Source organism: Myxococcales bacterium (genome assembly GCA_016720545.1).
Taxonomy (GTDB): Bacteria; Myxococcota_A; Polyangia; order Polyangiales; family Polyangiaceae; genus JAAFHV01.
The window spans coordinates 472183-494615 of sequence record JADKKK010000004.1; the positions used below are offsets into that span (position 1 = coordinate 472183).

Genomic DNA, 22433 nt, shown 5'->3' on the forward strand with positions numbered 1-22433 from the left:
CGCTCACGCGAGGCTCTGGAGCTCCTCGTCGGAGATGTCGAAGTCGGCGAAGACGTTCTGAACGTCGTCGTGGTCGTCGAGCGCCTCGGCGAGGTTCATGGCGACCTCGGCGTCGCGGCCGGTGAGCGGCTTCTTCGCCTTGGGGAGGTACGCGAGCGAGGCGTTCTTGGTCTTCAGGCCCGCGGCCTCCAGCGCGTCGTTGATCGTAGAGAGCACCTCGGGGGGCGTGGTGATGTGCCACTCCTCTTCGAGGTCGGCGTAGTCGTCGGCGCCCGCGCCGACGGCGATTTCCATGAGCTGGTCCTCCGTGGCGTCGGGCTTGTCGAGCGTGATGACGCCCTTGCGCTCGAACGCCCAAGCGGCCGCCCCGGCGCCGCCGAGCACGCCGTTGTTCTTCTCGAAGATCTTGCGGAGCTCCGCCACGGTGCGGTTGCGGTTGTCGGTCATGCCCTCGACGAGGAACAGCGTCCCGCCAGGGCCGGTGCCCTCGTAGAGCACCTCGTCGTACGAGGCGCCCTCGAGCTCGCCCGTGCCTCGCTTGACGGCGCGGGTGATCGTGTCCCCGGGCATCGACTGGTTCTTCGCGTCCGAGATCGCCTTGCGCAGGCGCGGGTTGCCTCCTGCGTCACCGCCGCCCATGCGGGCGGCCACCGTGAGCTCCTTGATGAGCTTCGTGAAGAGCTTGCCGCGCTTCGCGTCGGCGGCGCCCTTCTTGTGCTTGATTGTCGCCCATTTCGAATGCCCGCTCATCCCGTCGACCCTCGCTGCCGCCGGCGACGCGCGTATTCATGCACTCTGCACGCTTGCGCGGCGGCGTGGGGACGATGTAGCCCAATCTGCGAGCGTCGTCACGTCCGGTCAACACGCCGCTGGCGCTGCCGCTCGCGCTACTTGCGCGGCGCGGACGAGGTGGGCGCCGGCGATGTGGGCGAACCGGGGGGCGCGACACGGAGGCTCGCGAGGAAGCTGTCGTCGGTGCGCCGCGCGTCGAGGGCGAACGCGTCGTAGCGCTCGCGTGCGACGGTCCCGGTGGGGAGGCCGAGGGTGAACTCCTCTTCGACGACCGGGCCTTCGACGCGCGTGGAGCGCGCCGCCTCGAGCTCCTTCGAGCGCAGCTCGAACGGACCTGGCTGGCGCACGAGCCGCGCGCCGGCCGGGAGCTCGACGCGTCTTCGCACCCGGTATTGCACGGCGCGGTCGATCGCGAAGGCGCCCTCGCGGCCGCTCTGGGTCACGTAGAGATTGCCGAGGGACGACACCCACGGGCGCGGGTAGACGATGTGGACCGGATCGAGGCCCGGCAGCGCCCAGGTGCCGCCCGCCTCCGGCTGGGCGTAGCTGCCCACCGTGAGGTCGGCGCGGATGGCGACCTCCCAGCTGCCCTCGCGCGACGACAGCTCGACCTTGTCGACGCTGGCGAACGGGACCCACGCGAGCGCGATGCTCTGCAGGGCGCGCTGTCGCTCGGTGCCGACCACGCGCTCGAAGGTCTCGGCGAGCTGCTGGGCGGGGCGCCCGCGCACGAGCACGGTGAGGCTCCCGCGGGCGTTTCCCGCGGCGTCGAGGGACAGCCGCAGGTCGACCTCGTCGCGCTCGGCCCGCGCGTCGAAGCTCGGGAGCGGCGCGACCTGTCCTGTGGGGAGCAGGGCGCTGCGCCCGCGGAGCTCGGGGGACACCCGCCCGGCGGGGAGCGGCGGACCCTGGACGTCGGCGTCGACCACGAGGTCCTCGCGCGTGGCCTTCCCGGCCGCGTCGGTCGACGTGAGGTGGACGAGCGCCAGCGGATGCGTGAAGCGGCCGAGATGCGGCGGGAACGCGGGATCGGCGCTGAAAGGGCCGTCTTCTGCGACGAGGATGTCGGCGGAGACGCCGAGCTCGCGGAGCGCCCGGACGACGAGCCATGTGCGGCTCCCCTCGTGACGGGTGAGCATGGTGCGCGCGGTCTGCGTGACGAACGCGTCGGTGCGCCCCAGCTCGTAGTCGCTCAGCGTCGAGGGTGAAGAGACCTTCAGCGCCTTGCCGGAGGCGGCCACGATCGCGTCGACGAGCGGGCGCCCAACGAGCAGCTTGCCGTCTCTCGTGGCGGCCTCGCGGATCCACGCGGAGACCTCGCGCGACCCGTGGTCGTCGAGCGACGCGACCGTGTCGGCGAGCCCCGCCGCCAGGTCGGACCAGCGCGAGGTCGAGAAGCTCACGTTGCAGCTCCGGTCCATCTTCGGGGTGCCGTCCTCGAAGCGCCGCGCGCCGCGGTTCTCCACGGTGAAGCGAAGCACGCGCGTGGCGCCTTCGCGTCGCTCCTCTGCTTTGCCGAGCAGCGGGTGGCTCCAGAGGGCGCCGGGCTTCGCGACGGGGAGTCTGAGCTCCACGCGCGCGTTCGCGACCGCCGTACGGTCGGGCAGGAGGTCGGGCGTGTCGAAGGCGACGTCGCCGTGGTCGTTGGGGAGCGCGTACCCCGCGTAGATGGCCTCCACAGCGTCGCCGGCCTCGAGCTGCGACAAGTCGGCGTGGGCCTGTGAGGCGCGCGGGGTCGCGTCGGGAGTGAGTATCCTCCCGTCTTTCTTGAAGATTCTCCTGCGCAGGACGCGGCTCGTCGATCGGCCGGTGAGCGAGGGCGCGCTCGCCTGCGCGTGCGACTCGACGTCGGCGGTGCCCGTGAGACGACGTACGTCGAAGAGGACATACGAGAGCAGCCCTTCTGGCGAGACTGCGTAGCGCTCCTCGTGGGCGAGCACGGCGGTGGCCGCGGAGGCGAGGGCGGGGTTCGCGCGGTCCGCCGTGGTGACTCGCTCAGCCACGCCGTCGAAGGCGGCGAGCACGTCGATCCCGCGCGCGGTGAGCACCGCGGGGAGCGCGCCGGGCGCGTCGCCGGCGACGAGCGCGCGCTCGAGCACCGCCTCGTTGGTCGCGCCCGGGTGCGTGGCGTGGAAGAGTGAGAGCGTCCGCTCGCCTGGCGGGAGTGACTCGTAGAGGCGAGCGGCCTCGGCGAGGGCGCCGCGGCCGAGGGCGTCGCGCACCGAGCCGCTCGCAAAGAACGTGGGCGACCCGTAGAGACGTCGGAGCCGGCCGAGCTCGGCCTCCGCCCCTGCGGCGTCGCCCGCGCTGCGCTTCTCGCTGTAGCAGCGCGCGTTGGTGTGGTCGCGCGGCGGGCTCGCGTCGCATTCGAAGGCGAGGGCGTCGGCGCCACGGCGGGGGCTCGACTCGCGCTCGACGGCCTCGCCGAGCACCGTGCCGGCGAGGTTCGCGCGCGCGCGCCCGCGGGCGCTCGCCGCGCGGTCGTAGAGCTCGGCCCGGCCGGCCTCGATCGCCTCGTAGGCGTCGAGGACGGACGCGTTCGCGCCCTTCACCGCCCCGCGCCGCGCGTCGAGCTCACGCAGCGCGACGATGCGCGACTCGCCCTCGCCGCGTCGCTGCCCGGCGAGCGACGCGAGCTCGAGCGCGGCCTCCCAGCTCCCGCGCTCCCGGTCGAACGCGCGCTCGTACGCACCGCGAGCGCGCTCGATGGCGTGCACCGGCTCGAGGTCCGTGACCATCCGCGCGGCCCGCGCTGTCGCGAGGGCCAGGGCCGGGTCGTCGGGCGAGAGCGCGCTCGCGGCGGTGAGCCGCTCCTCGGCGGCGCGGTCGTGCCGCGCGGCCAGCTCGGCGAGGCCCGCCACGAGCTGGGCGCCCTCGTGCCCCTTCGCCTTCGCGACGGCCGGTGCGGCGACCGCGATCGCCTTCGTCGCGCGGGAGCTGGCGCGCTCGCCGGGACGAGGCGCGTGCGCGGCCAGCGGCGCGCCGTCGTCGCCCCACGCGTAGAGCTCGAGGGCGTCTTGGGCGCTGCCCTGGCCCACGCGCGCCACGAGCCGCAGGCGCCCGGGCGTGGCGGTGAGCTCCACGAGCTGGGTCGACTCGCCGGCGCCGAGGCCGAGCGGGCGCGAGAGGACCTCCTTGCCCCCCGCGCGCAGCGCGAGGGGGCTCCGGGTGATGAGCATCAGCCCGAGCCGGCCCGACTCCGGTACGGTGACGTCGACCACGACCTCGCGCATGCCGGGCTGGGCGGAGAGGGCGCCGAGCTCGAGGCGGCAGCCCGCGGCCGCCAGCGCCTCGGGCACGCCGACGCGCCCGTAGGGGCCGGGGCCCGTGGCCTTGTCGGGCATGGGCGCGTCGAACGCGTCGAGCGCGGTCGGGGCGCCGAGCTCCGAGAGTCGCGTGAACCGGCTCGGCCCGAGCACGGAGGCGGCGCGGAGGCAGGCGCTCGCTGCGCGGGTCTGCTCGGCGAGGGACACGTCGCCGCGCACCTGCGCGAGGTGCGTGCGCGCCTTGGCGACGAGCCCGGGCATGAACGGGCCGCGCGCCTTCTTGGAGAGCTCCGCGAGGCGCGCGTCGGTGCGTGCGCGCGGCGTGCGGAACGCGAGGGCCGTGCGCGCCGAGGGGAACGCCATGACGCCGCGATAGACGAGGGCGTCGAGGGCCGCGATCGTGACCGGCACCTGCCACGGATCGCCGTCGCTCGCCGCGACGCGATCGAGGGCGTCGAGCCAGGCGAGCTCCGCCGCGGCGGGGTCGGCCGTGAGCTCGGCGCGAGCGGCCTTCTCCGCGACCACGTACAGCGTGGGATCCTGTGTGGGGACCTTCGGGGCGGGGTCGCCGCAGCCGGCGAGCGTCGCGGAGAGCGCGGAGAGCGCAGAGAGCGCAGAGAGCGCAGAGAGCAGCCAAGGCGCGCTCGCGCCGCGCGCCCGGCGTGTGCGTGAAGACGCAACGTTCACTCGCTTCACTTGCCACCTCGCTCGATGCGCACGGTCTTGTGCATGAGGGCGTCGACCCGCTGGATGAACGCGCGCCACGCGGGGTATTTCTCGGGAGGGATCACGCTCTGATCGAGGACCACGGTCCGCTTCGCGACGAGCACCCGGGGGTCGCGCGGGTCCCGGGTGAGCGTGAGCTCGGCGTGCCCGAACTCGCCCCCGGCCTCGCGTCCGCCCGGGGGCGGCGCGACGAAGCGCATGCCGGGTGGCGCGACAAGGCGCGTGGTGCGCTTCTGGTGGTTCGGCGCCATGTGCGGCGGGAGCACGACGGGTAGCGTGCGCGTCACGAGCGGCGCGATCTGCGACGCGAGGGGGATGCTCGCGGAGAGCGGCACCACGAGCTCGCTCTGCTCGCGGCGCGCGTAAGCCATTGACTTCGCCTTGTACTTTACCTCCGCCTCGCCGTTGGCGAGATCCCCGCGGAACGCGATGTTCTTGTCGACCTCGACCTGCGAGACCCACGGGCCCACGAGCGAGCCCTCCACGTACTGCGCGCGCGCGTCCTTCTGGGTGAGGTTCGTGCGCAGCCAGAAGCCCCCGTCGCCGCGGTGGCGCTCCTCGCCCTCGATCTCGGCGCCGCCCTCCGCGTTGATCGCGATGGTCCAGCTCACCGTCGAGCCGTGGTCGTCGGGCGAGCTCGAAGGGAGGAACACGGGCCCCCCCGTGCCGTCGAGGCGCACCGCGGGCGCGCGCGCGTCCATCGAGGGCAGGGGGCCCACCCGGGACTCGGGGCTCGTGGCGTCGAGGTAGGTCCCGCCGTTCGGCCCGGGGAGGAACGCGATGCCGTGGTCGAACATCGGCACGGCGGCGTTCTTGGTCGCGAGCACCGAGGGCATGCCGGTCAGGCGCGTCTGCACCATGACCTCTTGCGCCTCGATGCCGATCACCTTGAGGAGCGTGATGAGCAGGATGGCCTTGTCGTCGCAGTCGCCCTCGCGCCGGGCGAGCAGCTGCTGCGGGCGGTTCGGGAGCCACCACTCGCCGCTCACGTAGTTCACGTAGCGGATGTCGTCGGCCACGAACTCGAAGATGGCGCGGAGCTTCTCGTCGCGGGTCTTCTTCCCCTTGGTGAGCTCGAGCGCGAGGCGCCGCACCTGCTCGTCGGGCTCGGTGAAGCCGCGCACGGCCTCGCGGTACCAGCGACGGAAGTCGTCCCACGTGTGGAACGTGGAGCCGACGATGAGCGGGAGCACCTCGCTCATCGCGGGCGAGAGCGGCTCGTCCGGCACGACGACGGGCTTGTCCCAGACGAGGCGGACGACGTGGCGATCGCCTTCGTCGCGCTCCTCGCGCTTGTGCTGGCCCGGTCGGAGTACATCGACATAAATAGGCGTAGCTTTTGGAGAATCGACCACGACCTCGTTGTAGAGGAGGGGGTGCGTGGACGGCGCGCCGGCGTAGTCGAGGAAGTAATAGGGGGCGTCGCCGCGCCCGCCGACCGGCCCCGACGTCCAGGTGCGGACCGCCACCTCGACCGAGTCGCCAGGGTACAGATCGGGCCAGCGGATGCGGGGCCGAGCGCCCTCGTTGTGCTCTTCGGCGGGGAGCGCCACGGTGCCGTCCTTGCGGTGCACTCGGGCGCGGAGGATCTCGACGATGTCGCCCTCCTGCGGGATGTCCTCGAACAGCTCGTCCTGCGTGCGCGGCGCCACCACGATCTCGCGCCCGTAGTGGATGAGCTGCGACACGCGGCGATCGGGGTGCATCACGACGGCTCGCATCCAGTGCAGCTCGCGGTCCGCGACGTCGGCCGTGACGCCGCGCCGCCTCGCGAGGAGCGTCTCGGAGGAGACGAGGTACTTCTCGTCTTCGCGCCCCGCCACGGCGCCAGCCTTGGCGCGGAGCTCGAGCTCGGCGCGAATGCGCGCCTCCCCGGGGGCGAGCGCGCGGGCCCGCGCCAGGAGCGCCGTGTGCTCGCCCGCCTTCGCGGCGCCGGCGCCGGAGAGCGCCAGCGCCTGCGACAGCCCCGCGTAAGCCTCGGGCCGGTTCGGGGAGAAGCCGATCGCGGCCTTGAAGGCCTCGGCCGCCTCGGCGGCGTGGCCGGCGTGGAGCAGCTCGTCGGCGACCTCGAGGACCTGGTCGTCGTCCTGCGCGCCGCCCTCGAGCGCCGCGCGCGCCGCGCGGACCAAGGGCTCCTTGCCGCGCACGCCGGCGGCCTGCACGGTCTCGCTGCCCCGATCACCCCGACGCGCGAGCTCTTCCCGGATGCGCAAGTAGAGCGCGCGATCGTGGGTCTGCGCGAGGGTGCTCGCGCGGCGGAGCAGCAGGTCTGGCACGGTCTGAAGTCGTGGACCAATGCGCGCCGCCATGTCGCGGAGCGCCTCGGTGACGAGCGCGTCGGTGCCGAGGATCCGCTTCGCCTCCGCGCGGAGCATCACGGCCTCGTCGTCGGTGTCCTGCTCGAGCTTCGCCGTGCGCACGAGCGCCGCCGCCCAGTCACCGTGGGCGTTCTTGAGGCGCTCGGCGACGAGCCTCCGCTCGACGAAGCCGAGGGCCTCGGCGTCGCCCTTCTCCTGCGCCCGCGCGCGCGCCTGGCCGAGCCATCCGCTCCGGTTGGCGCCGAACGGCGAGACCCACGCCGCGAGCGCGAGCGCGTCGGCGGGGAGATCGGCGCGCACGTAGGTGTCCAGGAGCCCGGGCACGCGCGGGCTCTTCTTGTCGTCGGCGCCGGCGAGGGTGCCGAGCACGATGGCGCTGAGGAGCGAGTCCGTCGGGGACTTGGCCGTGACCCGCATCGCCCGCGCGAGCGCGGTGTCGACGGGCTTCATCGCGAGCGCGCGGGTTCCCGCCTCGTCGAGCTCGGGCACGCCGGTGAGGTCCGCCGAGGTCGGCAACGCGACGGGCTCGCCGCGCTCGTCGGTGAGGCGGAGGCGGACGCGCCCGTCGTCGTCGAGGGCGCCGGAGCACACCTTGGCGCTCACGAGGTGCGGGCCCGCCTTCGCGCGCACGCTCGCCGCGACGCGGTCGAAGAGGGCCGACTCGTGGACCTCATCGGAGTGCGCGAGCACGACGCCGTCGAACGTGAGCCGCGCCTGGCCGGCCGCCGCGAGCCGGAGGGTGAGGGGGCGCTCACGATCGACGACGAGCTTCGTCGCCAGGTAGGTGCAGCTCTCCTTCCGAGGGTGGACGTAGAGGTCGAGCGGCACGCCCCGCGCGTCGGCGTGCACAGGGAGCACGGGGCGCTCGCCCACCTGGAACACACCCCAGGAGTAGCTCCCGCTCGGGAAGCCGAAATCCTTTTGCTTTTCAGGGCCTTCCCGCGTGAGGACGCCGCCGCCCGTGTCGCGGAAGGGGCCGACCACGACGAGGTTCGTCAGAACCCCGAGTGCGTGCGCGGGCGCGAGGGCGGCGGCGGTGCCCTCCTCGGCCGAGAGCCTACGCACCGCGAGGGCGGCCTCGGCGCGGAGCTCGGCGCTCGGATGCGACTTGGCGAGGTCTCCCAGCGTGCGCTCGGCGAGGCCCGCCGTGGTCGTGTCGGCCAGGTGCTCGATCGTGGCCATCGCGGCGAGCGCCGAGGCCTCGTCGGGCGAGCTCGCGCGCGCCCTCTGCGCCGCGAGCATCGCGTCGGGCGCGCGGGCCGTGAGCCGGGGGCCGGCGGCGGCCGGAGTGGTCGCCGTGACCTGCGCCTGCGCGCGCGGGGCCTTCGGCGACCTCCCGCCCAGGCCTACCGGCGCCTGCGCGCGTCCGGAGGGGGGAGGCTGCGCGTGCGACGATGCGACCGCCCCGAGGGCGAGGGTGGCTGAGCAGACGAAGAGCGACGCGCGCATGAACGGGACCTCCCTCGGCTCGGTCCGAGTGAGCCGAGCGCCGCGCGACTCTAGCCCCAATCGCGCGTCGAGCGCCCGACTTTGCGGGGGGGCGGCCGGCCCGCCCCGCCGCGCCTGGCCCGCGCGGAATGCCACGCGGGCGCCGCGCTCGTGGTGCTACCTTAGGTCGCGGCCCGATGCCCAAGAAGCCCGCCAGCGACGCGCCGCTTCCCTCGTTCGGCGACGACGACGAGCACGCAAGCACGCGCGCCTTTCGGTCCCCACTCATCGACGAGGACGAGGCCGGTGCAAGCGGTGCAAGCGGTGCAAGCGGTGCAAGCGGTGCAAGCGGTGCAAGCGGTGCAAGCGACGAGCGCGCTCCGGGTGACTCGAGTGACGACGGTGACGATCACGACGAGGTGGCGACCGGGCGCTCGCGTCGCGGGCCTTCGTCGATCCGCGTCGAGATCGACACTCGCCCGGTGCCTCTCCCGCGGTTCCCCTCCGCTGACGACGTGACGAGGCCGCTCGAGCCGCTGCAGACCCTCCCTGCGCTCCCCACGCTCCCCACGCTCCCGGTAGGTGCGGACGACTCGACGAGCCGCCCGCTCGTGCCCACGCGCTCGTCGTCCCGCATGCTCGTCCCGTGGGCGCGCGGTGGCGATCATGACGCGCCCCCGTCGTCGGTGTCGCCGCGCGCGTTCGCGCCGCCAACCGCGCCGACCTTGCCAATCGCGCCAATCGCGCCGACCTTGCCAATCGCGCCAATCGCGCCGACCTTGCCAATCGCGCCAATCGCGCCAATCGCGCCCCCCGCGCCCCCCGCGCCCCCCGCGCCCACCGCGCCCCCCTCGTCGTCGTTCGTGCCGTTGACGGGCGCCACTTTCACTCCGCGCGCGCAGCCGGCGGCCGCACCGTTCGCAGGGGCCTTCCCGTCGTCTGGCGCGTTTGCGGCCACGATGCCCGCCACGCCCCCCTCCGTCCCCGCACCCGCGGCGCCGTCCACTTCGGTCGCGGGGGCGCTGCCGCCGGGCCCGCCTGGCACGTTTCCCCAAGCCCCGCTGCCCGTCTCCGCGCCAGTGCCCGCCGCGGCCGGGCCGAGCCTCATCGGGCGGCTCGCGTGGGGCGTGATCATCCTCGCCGTGTCGGCTGCGGTGGGCGGAGGGCTCGCCTCGTGGCTCTCACCGAAGCGCGCGCCGCAGGCGCCCTCGGTCCAGTCGTCGGTGGCTTCGTCGCCGGCCCCGCTGCCGGTGCCGGTCATCCCCGTGACGCCCGTGACGCCGTCGCCCGGCGGGCGTCCCGCCGCGCTGTCGGGCGTCATCGAGCTGCCGCCGTCGAGCGCCGGTGCACAGCTCTGGCTCGACGGCGTGTTGACGCCGCACGGGGCGGGGCCCCTGGTGGTGCCCTGTGGCCGGCACGTCGTGAAGGTCTCTGGGCCGGGCATGCACCCGACCGTCGAGAGCCTCGACGTGCCGTGCGGCGGTCGCGTGGTCCTCCCGTAGCCTCGCGGTTCAGCGCGGCGGGGCCACACATCGCGACCCCTCCTCGCTACTTGCCGGCCTCGCGGATGGCGAAAAGGAACGCCTTCGCGATCCGCTGGGCGTGAGGGTTGTAGCAAATGTGGCCCTGCCCCGAGGCCGAGTCCACACCCTGGTTCTTGCTCGGACAGCCGCTCGTGGAGCGGACCGAGTTGCAGATCTCCCACGAGCCGCCACGCTGGCACCGCGCGCCGCTGCCCGGCTCGGTGCTCTCGATGTCCTGCAGGTCGAAGATGACGTCGGACGCGAAGGTCGACAGCATCCACGTGCGCATTTCCATCTTCGGCGCGTTCTCGCTGGGCACGTTGTAGACGAAGGGCGGCGTGACATGGAGCACGCGCACGCCCTGCGCCTTGATCGCCGTCACGGCCGCCAGGTAGCTCGAGCGCGCGGTCGCCTGGTTGCCGGCGACCACGTCCGCGTAGCCGAACTTCATGATGGCGACGCGCAACGTGTTCTTGTTGGCGACGGCCATGTTGCGAAACTCGGTCGCCTTGCCGCTCGGGTTGCCGTTTCCCGTGGAGAAGAGGCCGCCGTTCAGCCCCCCGGCCAAGCTCGTCGACGAGCTTGTGATGTAGTTGAAACGGAAGCCGAGGCCCTCGGCGCCGTCTTCGAGATCGCCGCCCACCGACTGATGCAGGAACGCGCTCCGGAAGCCCCGCACCTCGCCCTTCTGGGCGGCCGTGAGCGCGTCCCACTGACCGGGGCCGGCGGCGCCCACGACGCCCGGTGCGGGCGGCGGGCCGGAGTCGACTGGGGGCGCCGCGTCGATGGGAGGCGGCGCGGTGTCGCGGCCCGCGTCGACGGGTGGAGGCGTGGAGGTGTCGGGGGTGGCGTCCCGAGGAGGCGGAGGGGAAGCGTCACGCGGAGGCGGCGGCGTGGCGTCGAAGGCGGGGTTGGGCGCGCCGTCGGGGAGGACGGGCGGGGGCTGGGCGGTCGATGTGGAGGTGGACGTCGACGTGGACGTCGCGCTCGGAGCGCCGTCGGGCAGGAGCTCCGGTTCGGTGCTGGCGTCTGCGCCGTCGGAGAGGGCGGCGTCACCGCACGCGGCGCCGCCGAAGAGGAGCGCGGCGACGGCGCCGAAGAGAACGATCGAGCGCGTGCGCATCATGAGGGATTCTCCGAGGGTGCCGCAGTATGCCCCGTTCCGCCGCGCCGGCAACCGGCAAGACGCGTCCCCCCGCGCGAGTTCCGGTATAGTCGAGGCGCGTGCAGCTCTCATCAGGTCAGACCTTTGCCAGGTACACCATCGACCGCGAGATCGGTCAGGGTGGCATGGGGCGCGTCTACCTCGCGACCGACACGGTGCTCCGCCGAGAGGTGGCGCTCAAGGTGCTGTTGCCCGAGCGCACCTCGGGCGAGGGCCCCGCGCGCTTCGCCCGAGAGGCGAGCCTCGCGGCCATGGTGACGCACCCGAACATCGTCGCGGTCTACGACTACGGCACGGTCGACGGCGCGCCGTTCATCGCCATGGAGTACGTCGAGGGCGAGACGCTGGCGCCGCACCTGGGCGACAAGGCCATTCCGCTCACGAAGCGCCTCGCGTGGCTCGTCGACGTGAGCCGCGCGCTGGCGGCGGCGCACGAGAAGGGGCTCGTGCACCGCGACGTCAAGCCGTCCAACATCATGGTCACCCGCGCGGGCCTCGCGAAGGTGCTCGACTTCGGCCTCGCCAAGCAGACCCAGCCGTCGTCGGGGCCGCGCGCGTTCCAGACCCTCGAGGGCCGCGTGCTCGGGACGCCCCGCTACATGGCGCCCGAGCAGCTCGCCGGGGGCGCCGTCACTCCCCAGACCGACCAGTACGGCCTCGGCGTCGTGGCCTACGAGCTCATCACGGGCTCGCACCCGAACGGCGCCGATGGCCGAGTGATCCCGCCCAAGCTGCTCACGGAGGTCGATCCGTCGCTGCCGTTCCGCCTGGCGGTGGCCGTCGCGCGCGCGCTCGCCAAGAACCCCGCCGATCGCTTCCCCTCCATGCACGAGCTCACGGCGGAGCTCGAGCGTGCGCTCACCGACGTCGCCAGCGGACGTGGTGAAGACACGAGCCCGTTTGGGACCGCCGCCGTGCACGCGCCGCGCGCGCTCCAGACACTGCCGGTGGGGGTCCCGCCCGCGGTGGTCACGGCTGCGGGCCCCTCCACGACGCTCCCCGCGGGGAACGCAGCGATGGCGCCCGCGCGCACGCTGCCGGTCGTGTCCGGGCCTGCCATGGCGCCTGTGATTGCCTCGATGCCTTCGCCTGGCGGCCGGGTCTCCCCGGGCCGCACGCTGCCTTCGCCCGGCACGAAGCCGGTGGCCCCCGACGGCACGCTGCGGTCGGCGGTGGGCGACGACGGCCGCGCGCTCGGGCTCAGCATCGACGAGACGGTTCGTCGCGCCGAGGCCGCCCGCGATGCGGCCGTGGAGCGCGCGGCCGTCGAGCGGGTCCCGCCGTCCGTGGTGGTCGTCGCCCCGCCGCGATCGTCGCTGAGGACGTGGTCGAAGGCCATGTGGCTCACCGTCGTCGTCGTCGGCATCGCGGGCGTCGTGGCGGGCGCGCTGCTCGCGGCGTGGGCCATCGGCGGCTCGGCGGCGCCCGCGCCTCCGTCCGCGCCGTCGTCGTCGTCATCGCCGAACGTCGTCTTCTAAGCGGGCGCGGGTCATGGGCCCAGGGCGCGCCCGGGCGGACGATGGAGGATCGCGTCCTTCGCGGATCGGGGAGCACGACCGCAGAAAGAAGCGGCGCGGGCCGCGGTCACCGCACGCAGGGAGGTCAACACGTCCTTGAGACTGGAGGCCAACCGTGTTAGCGACGGACCCCCATTTCCTCGGAGGATTCCGACATGACCGCGATCAACGGACAGCCCATCACGATGGGCGCTGGCAACAAGCTCAACGTCCCCGACAACCCCATCATCCCGTTCATCGAGGGCGACGGCACCGGCCCCGACATCTGGCGCGCGAGCGTGCGCGTGCTCGACGCGGCGGTCGAGAAGGCCTACGGCGGCAAGAAGAAGATCGCGTGGCACGAGGTGTACGCAGGCGAGAAGGCCTTCCAGAAGTTCCAGAACTGGCTCCCCGACCAGACGGTGGAGGACTTCCGCACCTACCTCGTCGGCATCAAGGGGCCGCTCACCACGCCGATCGGCGGCGGCATCCGCTCGCTCAACGTGGCGCTCCGCCAGATGCTCGACCTCTACGTGTGCCTGCGCCCCGTGCGCTGGTTCGAGGGCGTGCCGAGCCCCGTCAAGCGCCCCGGCGACGTCGACATGGTGATCTTCCGCGAGAACACCGAGGACATCTACGCCGGCATCGAGTTCGAGTCGCAGGGCGAGGCCGCGAAGAAGGTGCTCGCGTTCGTCGAGAAGGAATTCCCGAAAGATTTCAAGAAGATTCGCTTCCCGGCCACCTCCGGCATCGGCCTCAAGCCGGTGTCGATGGAGGGCACCGAGCGCCTCGTGCGCGGCGCGATCCAGTACGCGGTCGACAACAAGCGCAAGAGCGTGACGATCGTGCACAAGGGCAACATCATGAAGTTCACCGAGGGGGCCTTCATGAAGTGGGGCTACGCCCTCGCAGAGCGCGAGTTCGCCGACAAGGTGTACACGTGGGGCCAGTGGGAGCGCACCAAGGCCGCCAAGGGCGAGGACGCCGCCAACGCCGAGCAGAAGGCGGCCCTGGCGGCCGGCAAGATCCTCATCAAGGACGCCATCGCCGACATCACGCTCCAGCAGGTGCTCACCCGCGCGAAGGAGTTCGACGTCATCGCGACGCTGAACCTCAACGGCGACTACCTCTCCGACGCGCTCGCGGCGCAGGTCGGCGGCATCGGCATCGCGCCGGGCGGCAACATCAACTACGTCACCGGCCACGCCATCTTCGAGGCGACCCACGGCACCGCGCCGAAGTACGCCGACCTCGACAAGGTGAACCCCGGCAGCGTGGTGCTCTCCGGCGAGATGATGCTCCGTCACCTCGGCTGGGTCGAGGCGGCCGATCTCATCATCAAGGGTATGGACGGCGCCATCGGCTCGAAGAAGGTCACCTACGACTTCGCCCGCCAGATGGAGGGCGCGACCGAGGTGAAGTGCTCCGAGTTCGGCGACAACATCATCGCCCACATGTGAGCCGCGCGGGCCGCGAGGTCCGCACGCCCGACCGCCCGGCCCCCGCGCCCCCCGCCCGGCGGGCGCCGGCCCGTGGGTCGGTTGGCTTGCGGTTTGCTGGGCGGCGGTGCGACGATCCCTGAGCGGCGCCGTGAGGTGGACCCGCGCCGGAGGGGAGCATGAAGCTGCGTCGGAGTCTGGGAGCGTTCGGTCGTGGGATGGCGCTCGTGGTGCTAATGGCCGCGTGCTCCAGCACGACCCCGCCCACGGTCACCGACTCCGGGTCGCCCGGCCTCGCCCCCGTGTCGTCGAGCATCGGCCCGACGGGCGGCAGCGTCGCCGCGGGTGAAGTGGTCACGCTGACGATCCCGGCGAACGCGCTCCCTTCCGCGACCAACATCACCCTCTCGGTGGGCGGGGCGTCGCCCGCGGGCGCGTCGCGTTTCTCGGAGGTCGTCACGTTCGAGCCCGCGGCGACCACGTTCAAGACCCCCGCGACCGTCTCGTTCGGCTTTACGGGCGACGCCGCGAGGGCCGCGGTGTTCTGGTCGTCGAGCGACGGTGCCACCTGGGAGAAGCTCGCCACGACCGTCGTGGGCGGGCGCGCCACCGCGTCGATTACCCACTTCAGCCGGGGCTTCGTGGGCGACGGCGCGGGCACGTTTCCCGGCCTCGCGGGTGGCGGTGCCAAGTGCGGCGCCTCGTTCACGGAGGGCTGCTTCGGGTGTTACCAGCGCGCGTGTCCCACCGAGTTCGCGAAGTGCTTCGGCGACAAGCCCGCGCCGGGCGCGATCGTCGGCGCGTGCAAGAGCTACGGCGAGTGCGTCTGCGCCTGCACCTCGCCGGAGGACTGCAAGAAGTGCAGCCTCGACGCGACGTGCGGCGCGTGCAACGAGTCGAGCGGGCTCTTCACGTGCGCCACCAAGGCGTGCGCGTCGGCGTGCGGGGGGTGAGCGCCTGGCGCCTGAGCGCCTGAGCGCCCCTCGAGGGAGCTCAAAAGATCTCGTGCGAGACGACGCGCACGCCGCTCGAGAACCACAACGGCGTGATCGTGTCGCCCCAGAGGCCGCCGCCCCAGGTGCCGTCGAGCTGGAGGTGGTCGTTGAAGATCATGCGAAACCCGGCCTGGTACGCGCCACCTGAGCCCTGGATGTAGGGGTCGCCAGAGAAGATCTCGGCGATGAGGTGGAAGTCGTAGACGGTCTCCACCTGCGTGCCCAATCCCCAGGTGACCTTCGCGGGGACGAGCCCTGGCGCGGACACCGCCGAGAAGCCGACGTTCGCGTGGAAGAGGAGGTCGTCTTCCTTCAAGAACGCCTGGGTGAGGGCCAGGTACGAGAACCCGCTCCAGCCCGGCGCCTCGAAGCCGCCGCGACCCGCCGGCGTGAGGCCGCCCACCGCGATGGCCACGCCCGGCAGTCGATTGGGCAGGGTCTCGCGGAGCAGGAGCTTGCCCTGCGCGAGCGGCCCGCCGATGGCGTAGGTCGGCGACTCTGGCAGAGAGCGCAGGTGGTTCGCCCCGTGGACCCCGCCGAGCGACAGCTCGAGCCAGTCGGTCGGGCCGATCGCCGGGAGCACCCAGTGCTGGAGGCTCAGCCGGTCGCGGCGCCAGTAGGTCTCGAGCTGCACGTGCCCTCGGCCGACCACCCGCGCGTCGTCCGTGATGAAGGGGCGGATGGCGCGCGCCTCGCGGGGGGCGAGCAGCGCGACGCACGCCGCGAGGAGCGGGGCGAAGTACCTCGGGGACGGGAGCATACGCACGAGCGCAACCTACACCCGTTCGCCCCGCCTGCGCGTGGCGCGCACGCGCTCGACGTGCGACGGCGCGAGATCATGCCTTCCGCGGCGGCGCCCGCCCGCCGGGCTTGCGCTCCATGCCCTCTTTCCGGCATCGGTCTCTGCGCATGCTCCCCATCGTCCTCCGCGGCGCCCGGACCCATAACCTGAAGGAGATCGACCTCGAGCTCGCTCCTGGCACGCTCGTGGCGCTCACCGGCCCGAGCGGCGCGGGCAAGTCGTCGCTCGCGCTCGACACGCTCTACGCGGAGGGGCAGCGGCGGTTCGTGGAGAGCTTCAGCCCCTACGCGCGCCAGTTCCTCGAGCGCCTCGAGCGCCCGCCGGTCACTTCACTGGACCCCATCGCGGCGACGGTCGCGGTCGATCGCCGCGCGCCGGTGAAATCCAGCCGCTCCACGCTCGCGACCCTCGCCGACCTCGAGCCCTACGTGGCGGCGCTCTTCGGCGCGGAGGCCGTCCCCGCGTGCCCCGACTGCGGCGTGCTCGCCGTGGCGTCGCGGGCGGCCGAGTCGGCCGGGCGCCTCGTTGACGAGCTCGCGGGGGCCCGCGCGGTGGTGAGCTACCCGGTGGTCATCCCCGACGCGGAGGCCTTCCTCGCGCTGCGCGAGGCGCTCGCCGCCGACGGCTACCGGCGGCTCGTGGTGGGCGGGGCGGTGCGCGATCTCGACGCGGTGCGCCCCTCCGAGGCGACCGCGCGCGACGTGAAGGTGAGCGTCGTGACCGACCGCGTGACGCTCGGCGCCCGGGACACGCGCCGCGTCCAGCAGGCCCTCGAGGCCGCGTGGGAGCGGGGCGCTGGCCGCGCCGAGGTGCGGGCCGAGACCGACTCGGGACCGAAGGTGGTGCAGGTGGGCCGCGGCCTCGTGTGCCCGAGCTGCGCGCGCGCCTTCGAGCCCGCGCGGCCGGCGCTGTTCTCGTACAACTCGCCCCTCGGCGCGTGCGGGGCGTGCCGCGGGTTCGGCCGCACCATCGAGGTCGACTGGGACAAGGTGTTCCCCGATCCGTCGCGCTCGATCGCGAAGGGCGCGGTGAAGGCGTGGTCCGGCAAGTCGGTCGACTGGGAGCGCAAGGAGATGCTTGCATTCTGCAAGCGAAGGGGGATCCCGGCCGACGCTCCGTGGGGCACCCTGACCGACGCGCAGCGCTCCCTCATCGTCGAAGGCGAAGGGCACTGGGACGAGGGCAAGTTCCCGGGCGTGCGGCGGTGGTTCACCTGGCTCGAGACGCGCACGTACAAGATGCACGTGCGCGTCTTCCTCGCGCGGTACCGCGAGTACGTGGCGTGCCGCGAGTGCGGGGGCTCCCGCTTGAACGCGACCGCGCGCGCCTACCGCGTGGCGGGGCTCACGACGGGCGAGCTCCACGCGCTCACCGTGGCCGAGCTCCGCGCCACGCTGACGGCGCTCGCGCCCGTGACACCCCAGGGCGCGCGGGTGCGCGACGCGCTGCTGTCGCGCCTCGGGTACCTCGAGGACGTGGGCCTCGGGTACCTCGCGCTCGATCGGCAGGCCCGCACGCTCTCCGGGGGTGAGGCGCAGCGCGCGGGCCTCACGACCGCCCTCGGGGCGTCGCTCACCGGCGCGCTGTTCGTGCTCGACGAGCCAACCGTGGGGCTCCACGCGCTCGATGTTCCGCCGCTCGCGAGCGCCATGCGCAAGCTGGCCGACGCAGGCAACACGGTCCTCTTCGTGGAGCACGATGAAGGCGCCGTTCGCGCGGCCGATCGCGTGGTCGAGCTCGGACCCGGCGGCGGCCGCGAAGGCGGGCGCTTGCTCTTCGACGGCACCCCGGCGGAGCTCGCCCGCCGCGTCGACCTGCCCACCGGTCGGGCGTGGGCCGCGCCCCGCCGCGCGCGCGCCGCCCACAGTCCGGCCGGCTTCGTGGAGATCACCGGCGTGCGCGCGCACAACCTCCAGGGCCTCGATCTGCGCGTCCCCTTGGGCCTCATGACGGCGCTCACCGGGCCGAGCGGCTCGGGGAAGTCTACGCTCGCCGAGGACGTGCTCTACCGCGCCGTCGCGCGCTCGCTCGGCGACACGAAGGTGCCGCGGCCGCTCGCGCACGTCGAGCTCCGCGGCGCGGAGGCCTTCACGCGCGCCGTCCTCGTCGATCAGTCGCCGCTCGGGCGCACCGCGCGCGGAAACGCGGGCACCTACACGAAGGCGTGGGACCGCGTGCGCGAGCGCTTCGCGGCCGAGCCCGAGGCGCGCCGCCTCGGCCTCACCGCGGCGCATTTCTCCTTCAACGTGGCCGGCAAGGGGCGCTGCGAGGCGTGTTCGGGCGAGGGCTACGAGACCGTGGAGATGCAGTTTTTGGCCGACGTGTCGCTGCTGTGCCCCGTGTGCCGCGGCAAGCGCTTCCGGCCCGAGGTGCTCGCGGTGCGGCACGTCGGCGTCACCGTCTCTGAGCTCCTCGAGCTGCCCGTGGCCGACGCCAAGGCCCTCCTCGAGCAGGCCGACGGGGCGGGCGCGCGCGACTACGTGCTCGGGCGGGCCCTCGAGCCGCTCGTGCGGGTCGGCCTCGGCTACCTGCCCCTCGGCCAGCCGCTCTCGACGTTGTCGGGAGGCGAGGCGCAGCGGCTCAAGCTCGCGCGCGCCTTGGTCGAGCGCGGCGGCGCCCAGCGGGGGACGCTGTATGTGGTCGACGAGCCGAGCGCGGGCCTCCACGCCGAGGACGTGGGGCGCGTGGTCGCGGCCCTCCGCGGGCTCGTGGACGAAGGCGCCACGGTGGTGGTCGTCGAGCACGACCTCGACGTCGTGTGGGCCTGCGACCACGTGGTGGACCTGGGCCCCGGCGGCGGCCCCACGGGCGGCTTCGTGGTGGCGACGGGATCACCCGACGACGTCGCCCGGAGCGGCACGCGCACCGGGCTGGCGCTCGCGTCGGCGCTCGCGGTCGCCGCGCCGAAGCGTGGGCGGAGCGGCAAGGCGCCCACGGCCGCGCCGAAGCGGCCGCGCCCGCCCCCGCCCCGCGAGATCACCGTGGTCTCGGCCCGCGAGCACACGCTAAAAGATGTATCTTGCAGCATTCCCCACGGCGCCCTCACCGTGGTGACCGGGCCGAGCGGCTCGGGCAAGTCGTCGCTGGCCTTCGACGTGATCTTCGCCGAGGGGCAGCGGCGGTTCATGGAGACCCTGACGCCGTACGCGCGCCAGTTCCTGCCCACGCTGCCGCGCGCGGACGTCGACGCGGTGCTCGGGGTGCCCCCCTCGATCGCGCTCGAGCAGCGCACGACCCGCGGCGGGGCGAGCTCCACGGTCGCCACGGTGACCGAGATAGCGCACTACCTCCGGCTCCTCTACGCGAAGGTGGGCGACGTGCACTGTCCGCGCTGCGACGCCCTCGTCGACGCGCGCACGGCCGACGAGCTGCTCGCCGCCCTCGCGGCCGACGCGCGCCCCGAGATCACCGTGTATGCGCCCGCGGTCGCCGCGCGGAAGGGGCTCCACCGCGAGGTGTTCGTGCAGGCGCGGCGCGCGGGGGTCATGGCGGCCCGCGTGGACGGCGCGATCGTCGCGACCGAGCCGCCGCCGGCGCTCGACAAGAGCCGCGAGCACACGATCGACCTCATCGTGCATTTTGGGCGCGCGAGCGCGTTCCCGCGTGAGGCGTTCGACCGGGCGCTCGCGCTGGGCAACGGCGCGCTCCGCGTCGCGGCCGGGAAGCCGACCGCCAAGCCCCGGAACGACGAGGCGCACCTGTCGACGTCGCGCACCTGCCCGGCGTGTGGCGAGGGGGTGCCGGAGCTCGACCCGCGCTGGTTCTCGTTCAACACGCGGCAGGGCCAGTGCCCCACGTGCGAGGGCACCGGCGTCTCGGGAGGGGCCGCCGCGGTGGAGGCCGCGACCGCAGCGGGCACGCGACCCCGGCCGTGCAGGGCCTGCGAGGGCACGAGGCTCGCGCCGGTGCCCCGTCGCGTGCGCATCTTCGGCGAGACGTACCCCGAGCTCTCGGCGCGCAGCGTCGACGCGGCGCTGGCGGCGGTGTCGGCGTGGTCGTTCCAAGGCCGCCGCGCGGCCCTGGGCGACGCGTCGCGGGGGGAGCTGCTACGCCGCCTCGGCTTCGCGTCCGAGGTGGGGCTCGGGTATCTCGCGCTCGGCCGCGCCGCCACGTCGCTCTCGGGCGGCGAGATGCAGCGCCTGCGCCTCTCCGCGCAGCTCGGGAGCGGACTCACGGGCGCGCTCTACGTGCTCGACGAGCCGACCATCGGGCTCCACCCGCGCGACACGGCGAAGCTCCTCACGAACCTCCGCAAGCTCGTCGACACGGGGTCCACGGTGCTCGTCGTGGAGCACGACGCCGACGTGATCCGCGCGGCCGATCACCTGCTCGACCTCGGGCCTGGCGGCGGCGAGCACGGCGGCCGCGTCGTCGCGTCGGGCCGGGCGCGCGATGTCCTCGCGTCGCCCGAGTCGCCCACCGGCGTGGCGCTGCGCGCCGAGCTCCAGCGCGGGCGTGAGCCGCGCCCCGCGCCCGGCCCCCGCGCCTTCGTCGAGCTCCGCGGCGCGCGCGAGCACAACCTGAAGAACGTCACGTTCCGCGTGCCGCAGGGCCGCCTCACTGTGGTCGCCGGCGTGAGCGGCTCGGGGAAGTCCACCCTCGTGTCGCGGGTCTTCTACCCGGCGGTCCGCGCGGCGCTGGGCCTCGTGGCGGCGCCGCCCGGCGCGCACGACAAGCTGGTCGGCCTCGGCGGGATCACGCGCGCCGTCGCGGTCGACCAGGCGCCCATCGGGCGCACGCCGCGCTCGGTGCCGGCCACGTTCCTCGGCGTGTGGGGACGAGGTGCGTCGCCTGTTCGCGTCGCTCCCCGAGGCGAAGGCGCGCGGCTTCACCGCGGGGCGCTTCTCGTTCAACTCGGCCTCGGGCGGGCGCTGCGCGGCCTGCGAGGGGCAGGGCTCGATCGTGCACGAGATGTCGTTCTTGCCCGACGTGGTGAGCCCCTGCGAGACGTGCGCGGGCCTCCGCTTCGAGCCCGCGACGCTCGATGTAAAATACAAGGAGCTCTCGGCCGGTGACGTCCTGCGCCTCTCGGCGGCGGAGGCCGCGGCGCATTTCTCGGCCTTCCGGAAGATCACCCGCCCGCTCGCCACCCTCGAGGAGCTCGGCGTGGGGTACCTGCGAGTAGGCCAAGGCTCGAACACCCTCTCCGGCGGCGAGGCGCAGCGGCTCAAGCTCGCCGCCGAGCTCACCGCGGGCGCGGGCCACGCGCCGACGCTCTACGTTCTCGACGAGCCCACGACGGGCCTCCACGTGAGCGACGTGGCGCGCCTCGTCGCCAGCCTCGATCGTCTGGTCGAGCGAGGCGACACGCTGGTCGTGATCGAGCACCACCCGGACGTGATCCGCGCGGCCGACTGGGTGGTCGAGCTCGGCCCGGAGGCGGGCGAGGGCGGGGGAGAGGTCGTGTTCGAGGGGCCGCCAGCGGCGCTCCTCCGCGCGAAGACCGCGACCCCTTAGTCGATCAGGCGGGCGGAGGCTGCGGCGGAGGCTGCGGCGGAGGCTGCGGCGGAGGCTGCGGCGCAATGCGATCGGGGATCGCGTCGGCTGGGGCGTCGACCGAGGCGTCGCGCGGCGGAGGCTGCGGTGGAGGCTGCTGCGGAGGCTGCGCGTCCGGCTGCGGGGGCGGGGGCTGCGGCGCGGGGGTTGCGGCGCCGGCTGGGGCGCCGGCTGGGGCGCGGCGCCGCCGTCGGTGGCCGGGGCGGGCGTGTCACTGCACGCCACAGCGAGGGCGACGGTCGCGGCGGCCAGCGTGACAGCGGCCGGAGCGCGCAGCGAGAGCTTGTTGCCCGGCGGGAGGGGAGAGGGGCGCTTCTTCACCGGTTGACGATGCGCTCTCGCGGGTCGTTCGTCAAACCCCGCATGATCAATGTCATTGATAAACGCCGAAGGCCCTAGAGGCGGAGCGACGGGGGACAGGGACGCGAGGACGACGGACGACTCTAGCGGCAGTCGCGGACGCCCTGCTCCCGGCAAAGGCGGACGACCTCGACCTTGTCGAGAGGCACGGTGAGCTCCACCCCTCCGCGCACCGGGCGAAACGCGACCGGGGTCTGCTCGTCGCGCACGGCGATCGTGAAGGGCCGCGGGTCGTAGAGCGTGATCGTGACGCCGCGCGGGAGCGGGGCGCCCGTCCAGTTGAAGAGCACGAGCGCCGTGCCCTTGGGCGCGCGGACGACCGCGGCCTCGACGCCCGGCACGCTCGTGATCGCGGGCCTGAGGGTGCCTGGCGGTCGGGCCCTCTCGATGTTCGCTGGGGCGAGCGCGGCCCACGCCCGCTGCTCGGGGTGGTGGCCTGTCGGGAGCGCCGCGGCGTTTCGTCCCTCGGCCTGGAGCCAGTGCTGCAACCCTGGAAAGAACCCGTATTGCAAGGCCGCACCCCCGCTCGGCCACCGCCGTCGTGAGATCGCGGGCTCCCCGCCGAGCCGCGCCAGCACTTCGGCGCCCGAGGCCGTGAACCGCCCGGCGATCGCGTCACGCGCGCAC

11 protein-coding genes and 1 pseudogene are annotated in these 22433 nt (G+C 73.7%); 5 read left to right on the forward strand and 7 right to left on the reverse strand.

Going from position 1 to position 22433, the window contains the following annotated elements; all coding sequences use genetic code 11:
* Positions 1-3 precede the first annotated feature (3 nt).
* From IPQ09_11730 to IPQ09_11745, 4 genes are all read right to left on the reverse strand, one after another.
* Positions 4-750 (reverse strand): YebC/PmpR family DNA-binding transcriptional regulator, encoded by a 747-nt coding sequence (locus IPQ09_11730; GenBank protein ID MBL0194875.1) that lies wholly within the window; start codon positions 748-750, stop codon positions 4-6.
* A 137-nt stretch (positions 751-887) separates the two neighbouring features.
* Positions 888-4745, reverse strand: a complete 3858-nt coding sequence (locus IPQ09_11735) for a hypothetical protein (protein ID MBL0194876.1) — start codon at positions 4743-4745, stop codon at positions 888-890.
* A gap of 5 nt (positions 4746-4750) precedes the next feature.
* Positions 4751-8551, reverse strand: a complete 3801-nt coding sequence (locus IPQ09_11740; protein MBL0194877.1) for a transglutaminase family protein — start codon at positions 8549-8551, stop codon at positions 4751-4753.
* Between the two features lie 643 nt (positions 8552-9194).
* A complete protein-coding gene (locus IPQ09_11745) occupies positions 9195-9488 on the reverse strand; it encodes a hypothetical protein (GenBank protein ID MBL0194878.1) in 294 nt (97 codons plus the stop codon).
* Position 9489: 1 nt separating this feature from the next.
* Here IPQ09_11745 and IPQ09_11750 point away from each other — a divergent pair, with 1 nt between their 5' ends.
* Positions 9490-10032 (forward strand): hypothetical protein, encoded by a 543-nt coding sequence (locus tag IPQ09_11750; protein ID MBL0194879.1) that lies wholly within the window; start codon positions 9490-9492, stop codon positions 10030-10032.
* 46 nt (positions 10033-10078) lie between these two features.
* Here IPQ09_11750 and IPQ09_11755 read toward each other — a convergent pair whose 3' ends face one another.
* Positions 10079-11179: a hypothetical protein gene (locus tag IPQ09_11755; protein MBL0194880.1), complete on the reverse strand. Its 1101-nt coding sequence runs from the start codon at positions 11177-11179 to the stop codon at positions 10079-10081.
* Between the two features lie 98 nt (positions 11180-11277).
* Here IPQ09_11755 and IPQ09_11760 point away from each other — a divergent pair, with 98 nt between their 5' ends.
* From IPQ09_11760 to IPQ09_11770, 3 genes are all read left to right on the forward strand, one after another.
* Positions 11278-12696 carry a serine/threonine protein kinase gene (locus IPQ09_11760; GenBank protein MBL0194881.1) on the forward strand — a complete coding sequence of 473 codons (1419 nt, stop codon included), beginning with the start codon at positions 11278-11280 and terminating at the stop codon, positions 12694-12696.
* Positions 12697-12890: 194 nt separating this feature from the next.
* Positions 12891-14174: an NADP-dependent isocitrate dehydrogenase gene (icd, locus tag IPQ09_11765; protein ID MBL0194882.1), complete on the forward strand. Its 1284-nt coding sequence runs from the start codon at positions 12891-12893 to the stop codon at positions 14172-14174.
* Positions 14175-14332: 158 nt separating this feature from the next.
* On the forward strand, positions 14333-15106 hold the full coding sequence (locus IPQ09_11770; GenBank protein ID MBL0194883.1) for a hypothetical protein: 774 nt from the start codon (positions 14333-14335) through the stop codon (positions 15104-15106).
* A gap of 40 nt (positions 15107-15146) precedes the next feature.
* On the opposite strand, the gene IPQ09_11775 is transcribed toward IPQ09_11770, so the two are convergent.
* A complete protein-coding gene (locus tag IPQ09_11775) occupies positions 15147-15908 on the reverse strand; it encodes a hypothetical protein (GenBank protein ID MBL0194884.1) in 762 nt (253 codons plus the stop codon).
* A gap of 149 nt (positions 15909-16057) precedes the next feature.
* Between IPQ09_11775 and uvrA the strand changes: the two are divergent.
* Positions 16058-21407 (forward strand): annotated as a pseudogene (gene uvrA / locus IPQ09_11780) (excinuclease ABC subunit UvrA).
* A gap of 482 nt (positions 21408-21889) precedes the next feature.
* Here uvrA and IPQ09_11785 read toward each other — a convergent pair.
* A complete protein-coding gene (locus IPQ09_11785; protein ID MBL0194885.1) occupies positions 21890-22318 on the reverse strand; it encodes a hypothetical protein in 429 nt (142 codons plus the stop codon).
* Positions 22319-22433 lie beyond the last annotated feature (115 nt).

Bases quoted from the DNA above. Each gene is read 5' to 3' on its own strand.
- IPQ09_11740 (MBL0194877.1), bottom strand. From the start codon at position 8,551: ATGCGCGCGTCGCTCTTCGTCTGCTCAGCCACCCTCGCCCTCGGGGCG.
- IPQ09_11755 (MBL0194880.1), bottom strand. From the start codon at position 11,179: ATGATGCGCACGCGCTCGATCGTTCTCTTCGGCGCCGTCGCCGCGCTC.
- IPQ09_11770 (MBL0194883.1), top strand. From the start codon at position 14,333: ATGAAGCTGCGTCGGAGTCTGGGAGCGTTCGGTCGTGGGATGGCGCTC.
- icd (MBL0194882.1), top strand. From the start codon at position 12,891: ATGACCGCGATCAACGGACAGCCCATCACGATGGGCGCTGGCAACAAG.
- IPQ09_11775 (MBL0194884.1), bottom strand. From the start codon at position 15,908: ATGCTCCCGTCCCCGAGGTACTTCGCCCCGCTCCTCGCGGCGTGCGTC.
- IPQ09_11750 (MBL0194879.1), top strand. From the start codon at position 9,490: ATGCCCGCCACGCCCCCCTCCGTCCCCGCACCCGCGGCGCCGTCCACT.
- IPQ09_11730 (MBL0194875.1), bottom strand. From the start codon at position 750: ATGAGCGGGCATTCGAAATGGGCGACAATCAAGCACAAGAAGGGCGCC.